Raw genomic sequence first — 6,854 nt, 5'->3', positions numbered from 1 at the left:
AGACCGGCACCCTGACCGAGGGCAAGCCCGTGGTCACCGACGTCCTGGCGTTCGGCCGGTCCGAACGGGAGGTCCTCTCCCTGGCCGCCGCGCTGGAGGCGGGCTCCTCGCATCCGCTCGCCAAGGCGGTCCTGGCCAAGGCGGCGGAAGCCGGCGCACCGATGCCTCCGGCATTCGGGTCGAAGGCGCTCGGCGGCAAGGGGATCACCGGCAATGTCGGCGGCCTCGACCTGTTCCTCGGATCGCCGCGGGAGGCGGCAGCGCGCGTGACGCTCAAGGCGGAGCAGGAGGCGCGGATCTCCACCCTGCAGGGCGAGGGCAAGACGGTCGCCGCCCTGCTGGCGAACGGGGCGTTGGTCGGGCTGTTGGGCATGCGCGACGAGCCCCGGTCCGACGCCAAGGCCGGAATCGACCGTCTCGCGGCGGAAGGCATCGGGGCGGTCATGCTGACCGGCGACAACGCCCGCACCGCCCGGTCTGTGGCGGGAACGCTCGGCATCGAGGCACGGGCCGAGCTCCTGCCGGAGGATAAGCAGCGGATCGTGCGCGAGCTCCAGGCCGGGGGTGCGGTCGTGGCGAAGGTCGGGGACGGCATCAACGACGCCCCGGCGCTCGCGGCCGCCGATGTCGGCATCGCGATGGGTGGCGGCACCGACGTCGCGCTGGAGACGGCCGATGCCGCGGTGCTGCACGGGCGCGTCGCCGACGTGGCGCGGATGGTCGAGCTATCCCGCCGGACGCTGGCGAACATCCGCGCGAACATCGCCATCGCGCTCGGACTGAAGCTCGTGTTCCTGGTCACCACCGTCGCCGGCATCACCGGTCTGTGGCCGGCCATCCTGGCTGACACCGGAGCCACGGTGCTCGTCACGGGCAATGCGCTGCGGCTGCTTGGCATGCGGCTTCGTTAGGCGAATGGCGCCTTGGCGCGGCGTGGGACGCGTGAAGCTCGAAGCCGTCGGCTTCATTCGGTAGACTTCGCTCCGTGGGCTGCGGACAGGTTGTCCCTGGAGATCGTCGTCGATCTACCTTTGACCCCTCCCGTGGACAAATCCAGAAGGCGGGTCTCCGAAAGGGGGCGCCGCCTTCACTCGTTCTCGACTTCGAAGGACGCGGAAAGCGCATCCCGCGGCCCTCCTCCGGGAACCTCCTTGCATCGCCGGAAGGGTAGGCGCCCAGGCTCTTGCGTGCCGACACCGTCGGCGCACCGAGCTAGGCCACCCATGCTTCGCATTGAGCATCACCGCTCAGGAACGACAAAGGCCGCCCTCCTTTCGGAGGCGGCCTTTGTTTTACTCTAGGTTGATTCAATGCGGAACTTTGGTGGTGAAATGCGGATCATTGGGTCGGCTATCAGTACCTCCATAATGACGACGAGTTCGATGTCTCGTTCCACATCGTATTCGACGGACAGAAAGCGCATGACGCCTATCAACTCTCGGAGCGGCATGTGAAGCACTTCATACCGGACAGCAATCCGAATTGGCTGAAGGTGCGCGTGTTCGACAGCGAGGAGCGATAGGCCATCGATATCGATCTCCGGCGGGATGAAGTCCGGGGCTTCGTCCGATCCAGGTCTCGTGTGACCCAGGGTCAATCGATTCGGGGCCGTGAGGGGAAGGCGGTCAGGCCGACGCTTGTGCTGTCCAAGGACGAACGCAGATATGGAAAGGGGCCCCGAAGGACCCCTTCACGATCACATGCGGTGGTGGCGATGGCCATGACCATGGCGCATCATGTGGCCGCGGTGGTGATGGTGGCGCATCATGTGGCGGTGACCGTGACGATGCCCCATCATGCGGCCGTGCCCGCGATGGCCGTGCATGCCGTCCATGCGGACGTCGACGATGTTGGTCGTGGCATCGACGGCGCCGATCACACCGGGAGCGGCGGAGGCAGGTGCGGCGATGCCGATGGCGCCGAGCGCAGCTAGGGCGGCGACGGCGAACAGGGACTTCCTCATGAGGCTTCCTCTCAGGTTGTTGGTGGCCTGGATCGGGTCAGAGACCAATTCGGCGACACCTTTGAACGGCCATGCTTCCAGGACCGTTCCGCCGGGTGCGTACTCGCAAGCCGGGCATGGACAAGAGAACGTTGTTCTCGCGATTGCCTCGGTTCTTTGAGGCGCAGAAAAGCTGACGCCTGAGTATCAGCACCGCCGGTTCATCGAAGCCGCGCGCGAGCTTGGTGTGAGCGAGGATGAAGCTGAACTCGGTCGTCGGGGCGGACATCCGCCCGGCCTTGATGGCCTTGGCGATCCGCTTGCGGCCGACGCTGGCCACGACCCTCGGGGGACGCGCCCAGATGCCCGGGTGGTTGGTCCAGCCGTTGAGCGCCTTGTCCCCCGCCTTGACCTCGAACACCCCCCAGCGGGCGGATCCGGCGGTCATGCCGGGCGTGCCGGTGTTGCGCTGGTAGCCCCGGGCCGCGAGGCGGGCGATGTTCCTGGCGTCGCGGGACGGGACCTTGTCGCCGGCGCCGGGGGAGCCGAACCCGGTATAGGAGATCGCGTGCGCGTTTGGGATCTTCAGCGTCGTCTGGTCGGCGAAATAGGCGTCCACGCCGACGTCGCCGGGCAGGCGGGTCTGCATCCCGTCGCCGAAGCTGTACTTCATCCATGTGGACTGCAGCGGCAGGACGAACACCGCGGCCGAGGCCTCGCAGACGGTCGTCACCTTGCCGATGAGGTCGCGGTCCACGGTGTAGCGGACGGCGTCGCGGGTGAGCCTGTTGGGGTGGCTGAAGGTCGTGTCGACCGACCGCCGCCACCGGTTCACGCCGTCCATGACGACGCCGGTCAAGGAGAACTAGATGGCGCGGGGAAGCCGGTCGGCGCCGAACTCCTCGAAGGCGCGCTGCGCGTCCCGGACGGCCTTTCCGATGTCGAAGCGCACGTCAAGACCGGACACGGGATCCTCGCGAAAAGGCGGGGCCGGGAGGCTGTCCCGCCGGCCCCGAGGTCAGCACACCCGCACCCGGAAGCGCGGCGATTCGGATTGTACCCCCCTCAGGCGGCGGCCAACAGCCTCGGGGCGGGATCCCCGGGGAGGCTCAGGGCGCCGGTACGGAGCCGTTCACGGACGGCGGCGTGGGCATCGAGCTCCGCCATCCCGTCGGCCATCAGGCGCTCCCTGGCGAGCCTGACGATGCCGCGGAGTGGCAGGGCGGCATCCCGGTCGCCGGTCGCGTCCCTGAGCCGGACGTGCTCAGCGATTAGGGCATCGACCAGGGCGGCGTCGACGGCCGCGATCGCCGCCGTGGCCTCCAGGGCGTAGACGTTGGCGGCATGCCGCTCGCGATACCGGCGGGCCCTCTCCGCACCGAGGAGGCGCTGGCGGGCGAGCTGATCCTTGGAGAGACGACGGCGAGGCATGGGATGGGCTCCGGGTTGCGATCCCGGAGTGTCCGCCCGTCCCCTGCAAGGGACAATGGCGTGACGTGCGGCCTCAAACGAGGAACGCCCCCCCGGAGACCGAGAGGGCGTTCGAGATGTGCTGCATCCCGCGTGCTGATACGCCTGAAGAATATACCGCAGCGCCTAGGCAGCGACAAGGCCGATGCGGTGCCGGAGACCACCGCCACCGGATGCTTCCCGATAGAGTTCGACCTCCCGGACCCGGTCCGCCGCGATGTCGAGCGGAGCCAGCGCGGCCGGCTGGATGGGCAAGGGACGGCGCCGGGAGACACGACGGCGGTCGGCACGGAACGACGTCCTGACGGGCTTGGCGGAGGCCGTGGCGAGGTCCTGGAAGGCGGCGGCGGCGAGGGCGGCATCGGCCGGGGAAACAGCGGCAGGATCCGTCAGCAGGCGGGCGTTGACCTCCACGGACCCCCGAGACCACCAGTCCTCGATCCTAAGCCACTCCCACGTCCCGGTGGCGGTCTCGACGGTCGCGAACACCCGGGTGATCCGGTTGACGCGCACCGTGCCGGCAGGAACCGCCGGAGCCGACGAGGGAAGGGGGGTGGAGGCGGCGGGCAGGATCGGGTCTATGACCACTATAGGGTGTGACACTCCTTCGGGTGTCGGGGTCGTAGAATCGTCTACATCCGAGCGGGCTGAGGCGGTCTCGACGGACAGGATAGCCTCGGCCTCGATCCATGCGGCATCGGCCTCGCGGATCGCCTTGCGGATCGTGTCCTCGTGCTTGCCGAACGCCTCGACGAGCTCTGGGTACGTGGCGCCGTCGAGGCGCATCAGGCGGGCGTAGGAACCCCAACCGATCCGGTCCTCGGACTGGCTGTCCCTCGTTGCGCGCTGCGGGTCGCGGGCCGTCCTGCTGACCCTCTGGCGCTCCGCAGGGGTCCGCGCAGGGGCGCCGTCAGGACGCACGACGAGCAACCCGAAGTCCGAAGCCACGCCGGCGTCGACGAGGAGCCGTCCGGCGACGGTCGTGTAGCTGTAGTCGTAGAACGCGGGGCGGTCGGCGGTTCCCTTCCAGTCCTTGCGCTGCCCCGCATCGTGGGCGCGGATGCCGTTCTCGACGCCCTTGAGGGACGAGGCGACCTCGGCTACCGGCAGGCCGATGCGGGGTGCTAGCCGCTGGGCCCATTCCAGGGCTGTGCCTCCCTCGGTCATGGCGATGGCGATGGACCGGAACATGACCCACCAGTCGCGCGTCTTGTGCTGCTCGAACCAGCCCTGCCCGCGATGGTCGAGTAGGCGGTCGAGGTCCTCGCCGATCAGGCACCACTTCGTGCCGTTGAGGACCTGGCGCGGCTTGCGGACGGGCGGCACGTAGTCCGGGTTCTCGGCCTTCCAGGCCTGCCGGTCCTTCCTGATCTGGCGCATCTCGGCCCGCGTGTAGGGCATCAGGGCGTCGCACCAGGCGTCGAAATCGACGCGCTCGACGTCCTCCCACGAGGATGGCCACGCCATCCTGGACATGCGCCCCGTCTCGCGGTGGACCGTGCCCATGATCTTTAGAACGCGCGCCGGGTCGATGGCGCCGGTGTCGAGGCCGAGGTCGCGATGGAGGCGCCAGACCTGCAGCATCCGGGCGTTGAACGCCTCGACCTTGGGGTCGACCTTGGCCTCGACGAGGTTGCCGTCCTTGTCTTTCCGGGGGCGCGCCTTCGGGACGTTGCCGTCATTGTCGAGTGTCGGGCCGCGCAGGCCCTGCATGGCGAGCTGCCATCGCGGCAGGGCCTTGCCGTCCATCTGAGTGGTGAACAGCCAGGATCCGTAGCATCCCTGTCCGCTGTCGGGAACGAGCGAGAGCCGCGGGATCCCAGCCTTGTCGTAGGTCTCGATGAGCAGGGCCGCGACTTCCTCGGCCGACAAATGGGCGTAGGGCAACCCCGGCTTGTAAAAGTCGTAGTCCAGGGACGCCGCCCCAATGCCGGTGACGTTGGCGTTGCCCCGACGGCCGGAGAACCTGAGCTGCCCCTGGTACTCGATCTCGGCTTCGGCGATCTGCTTGGAGAGCGCCTTCGAGGACGGTGCGACGATGCCCTCGTCCCAGCCGCGGCCGTCCCGAGCGGCCCGGGCCGTGCAGATTTTCCCGCGCGACCGCCGCGGGTGAAGTTCCCGGATGTGTCGGCGCTGGAGCGCAAGGCGGTCTGAGGGAGAGGGGAGCAAGGGGCTCAACGGTCAGCACGGGGAACGGGACCGTCGACGGGGCAGCACTCCCACCGACGAATTCGAGGATGGTACCCGCGTCGCGTGAAAGGTCAAAATGGCCGGACCGGCGGCAGAGTGCGCAGCCGTCGCCTCCGAGGCGGGCCGGCCCGAGATGCCCCGGATCGGCACCTCGGCGTCGACCCCGGCCTGCATGGGGCTTGGGCGCTCCTCGACGGGCACGGCCTGCTGCTGGTCGCCGGCGACTTCCCGATCGGCGCCGACGGCGAGATCGACGTCGTTAGGCTCGCCGACACCTGGCGCGACCTGGCGCCCCAGGCTGCCACCGTCGAGCTCGTCGGGCAGATCACCCGGATCAAGGGCCGGGCCATGGGGATCTCGGGCCGGTTCAACTTCGGCCGCCGCTACGGCGCGGTGCTGGCGGTCCTCGACCTGCTGGCGATCCCGCGGGACTCGGTCGACCCGACCTTGTGGAAGGCCCGCACCGGCGTCAGCGCCGACAAGAAGACGTCGCTCAACCTGGCCCGCCGGCTCTGGCCCGCGCACGCGCCGACGACCTTCCGCCTGATCAAGCACGAGGGTCGCGCCGAGGCCGAGCTGATCGGCCGGTACGGGCTCACCCACCGCAACCTGCGCCGGAGGGCATACTGATGCGCGGCCACGACCTCACGCTCGCCCGCATCGACGACGCCACCGTGAAGGCGGTCGCCGGCGGCCACGAGCTCGCCACCACCACATGGGCGCCCCGGGTCGACGGGGATCGCCTGACCCATTTCGCCGCCGTCGCGATCGTCCGGGAGACCTACGCGGGCTGGGAGCCCGAGGACTTCCAGCGGGCGAACCTCCAGCTGCACCGCGCCGCCCGGGACCGCCTGCGCGAACTGGCCACCCGAGCCCTGAGGGATGCCGACTGATGCGCCCCCGCCCACCGCGTGACCCGCCTCGCCGCCTTCCTCGTCCTGGGGGCCCTGGCGGCGACGCCGGCCGCCGCTGGGTGCCAGACAGTCCCCTCGATCGTCGAGGACCTGCGCGGGCGCCTGCCCGCCACCGCGTACGTCGCCGAGGTCTTGGCGACCGTCACCCCGACGATCCTCGCCTGGCTGGAATCGGAGGGCCTGCCGCATCGGGCGGACCAACTGGTTCAGGTCGCCGGGCCCCGGGGCTTCGCCCTGATCCTCGTCGCGAGCGACACGGACTAGGACTGCGACGGGATCGCGACCGTCGAACTCATCGGGGACAAGGCAGTGGAGCTCGCCCGGCTTGTGCGCCGGTT

At 69.4% G+C, this 6,854-nt stretch carries 8 protein-coding genes; 4 read left to right on the top strand and 4 right to left on the bottom strand.

All coding sequences use genetic code 11. The features are described from left to right. A partial coding sequence (locus tag MKK69_RS09255) for an HAD-IC family P-type ATPase (protein WP_243967465.1) occupies nucleotides 1-911 on the top strand: 911 nt, incomplete at its 5' end. A 785-nt stretch (nucleotides 912-1,696) separates the two neighbouring features. Here MKK69_RS09255 and MKK69_RS09250 read toward each other — a convergent pair. The 4 genes from MKK69_RS09250 to MKK69_RS09235 all read right to left on the bottom strand — a co-directional run bounded on the left by MKK69_RS09250 (nucleotide 1,697) and on the right by MKK69_RS09235 (nucleotide 5,590). After that, entirely contained in the window at nucleotides 1,697-1,963 is a 267-nt protein-coding gene (locus MKK69_RS09250; protein ID WP_147750033.1) for a hypothetical protein, read from the bottom strand. Between the two features lie 37 nt (nucleotides 1,964-2,000). Next, complete coding sequence (locus tag MKK69_RS09245) at nucleotides 2,001-2,801, bottom strand: hypothetical protein (RefSeq protein WP_243967464.1); 801 nt, start codon at nucleotides 2,799-2,801, stop codon at nucleotides 2,001-2,003. 206 nt (nucleotides 2,802-3,007) lie between these two features. Further along, nucleotides 3,008-3,373, bottom strand: coding sequence for a hypothetical protein (locus MKK69_RS09240; protein ID WP_147750035.1), 366 nt, complete (start codon nucleotides 3,371-3,373; stop codon nucleotides 3,008-3,010). Between the two features lie 165 nt (nucleotides 3,374-3,538). Continuing rightward, nucleotides 3,539-5,590 (bottom strand): hypothetical protein, encoded by a 2,052-nt coding sequence (locus MKK69_RS09235; protein WP_147750036.1) that lies wholly within the window; start codon nucleotides 5,588-5,590, stop codon nucleotides 3,539-3,541. A gap of 108 nt (nucleotides 5,591-5,698) precedes the next feature. Here MKK69_RS09235 and MKK69_RS09230 point away from each other — a divergent pair, with 108 nt between their 5' ends. The 3 genes from MKK69_RS09230 to MKK69_RS09220 are packed head-to-tail and all read left to right on the top strand — an operon-like array spanning nucleotide 5,699 to nucleotide 6,780. Continuing rightward, nucleotides 5,699-6,232: a hypothetical protein gene (locus MKK69_RS09230; RefSeq protein WP_147750037.1), complete on the top strand. Its 534-nt coding sequence runs from the start codon at nucleotides 5,699-5,701 to the stop codon at nucleotides 6,230-6,232. Continuing rightward, a complete protein-coding gene (locus MKK69_RS09225; protein WP_147750038.1) occupies nucleotides 6,232-6,495 on the top strand; it encodes a hypothetical protein in 264 nt (87 codons plus the stop codon). The genes MKK69_RS09230 and MKK69_RS09225 overlap by 1 nt, the downstream gene beginning before the upstream one ends. Before the next feature lie 18 nt (nucleotides 6,496-6,513). Beyond that, the gene (locus tag MKK69_RS09220) at nucleotides 6,514-6,780 is read left to right on the top strand and encodes a hypothetical protein (protein ID WP_147750039.1); all 267 of its coding nucleotides are present in this window, start codon (nucleotides 6,514-6,516) and stop codon (nucleotides 6,778-6,780) included. Nucleotides 6,781-6,854 lie beyond the last annotated feature (74 nt).

The organism is Methylobacterium sp. J-026 (genome assembly GCF_022829585.1).
Classification (GTDB): Bacteria; Pseudomonadota; Alphaproteobacteria; order Rhizobiales; family Beijerinckiaceae; genus Methylobacterium.
The sequence above is the reverse complement of the archived record's forward strand: the minus strand, read 5'-3'. Positions and strand labels throughout refer to the sequence as shown.

Coding starts and splice junctions, on each gene's coding strand:
- MKK69_RS09225 (WP_147750038.1), top strand. CDS start 6,232: ATGCGCGGCCACGACCTCACGCTCGCCCGCATCGACGACGCCACCGTG.
- MKK69_RS09250 (WP_147750033.1), bottom strand. CDS start 1,963: ATGAGGAAGTCCCTGTTCGCCGTCGCCGCCCTAGCTGCGCTCGGCGCC.
- MKK69_RS09240 (WP_147750035.1), bottom strand. CDS start 3,373: ATGCCTCGCCGTCGTCTCTCCAAGGATCAGCTCGCCCGCCAGCGCCTC.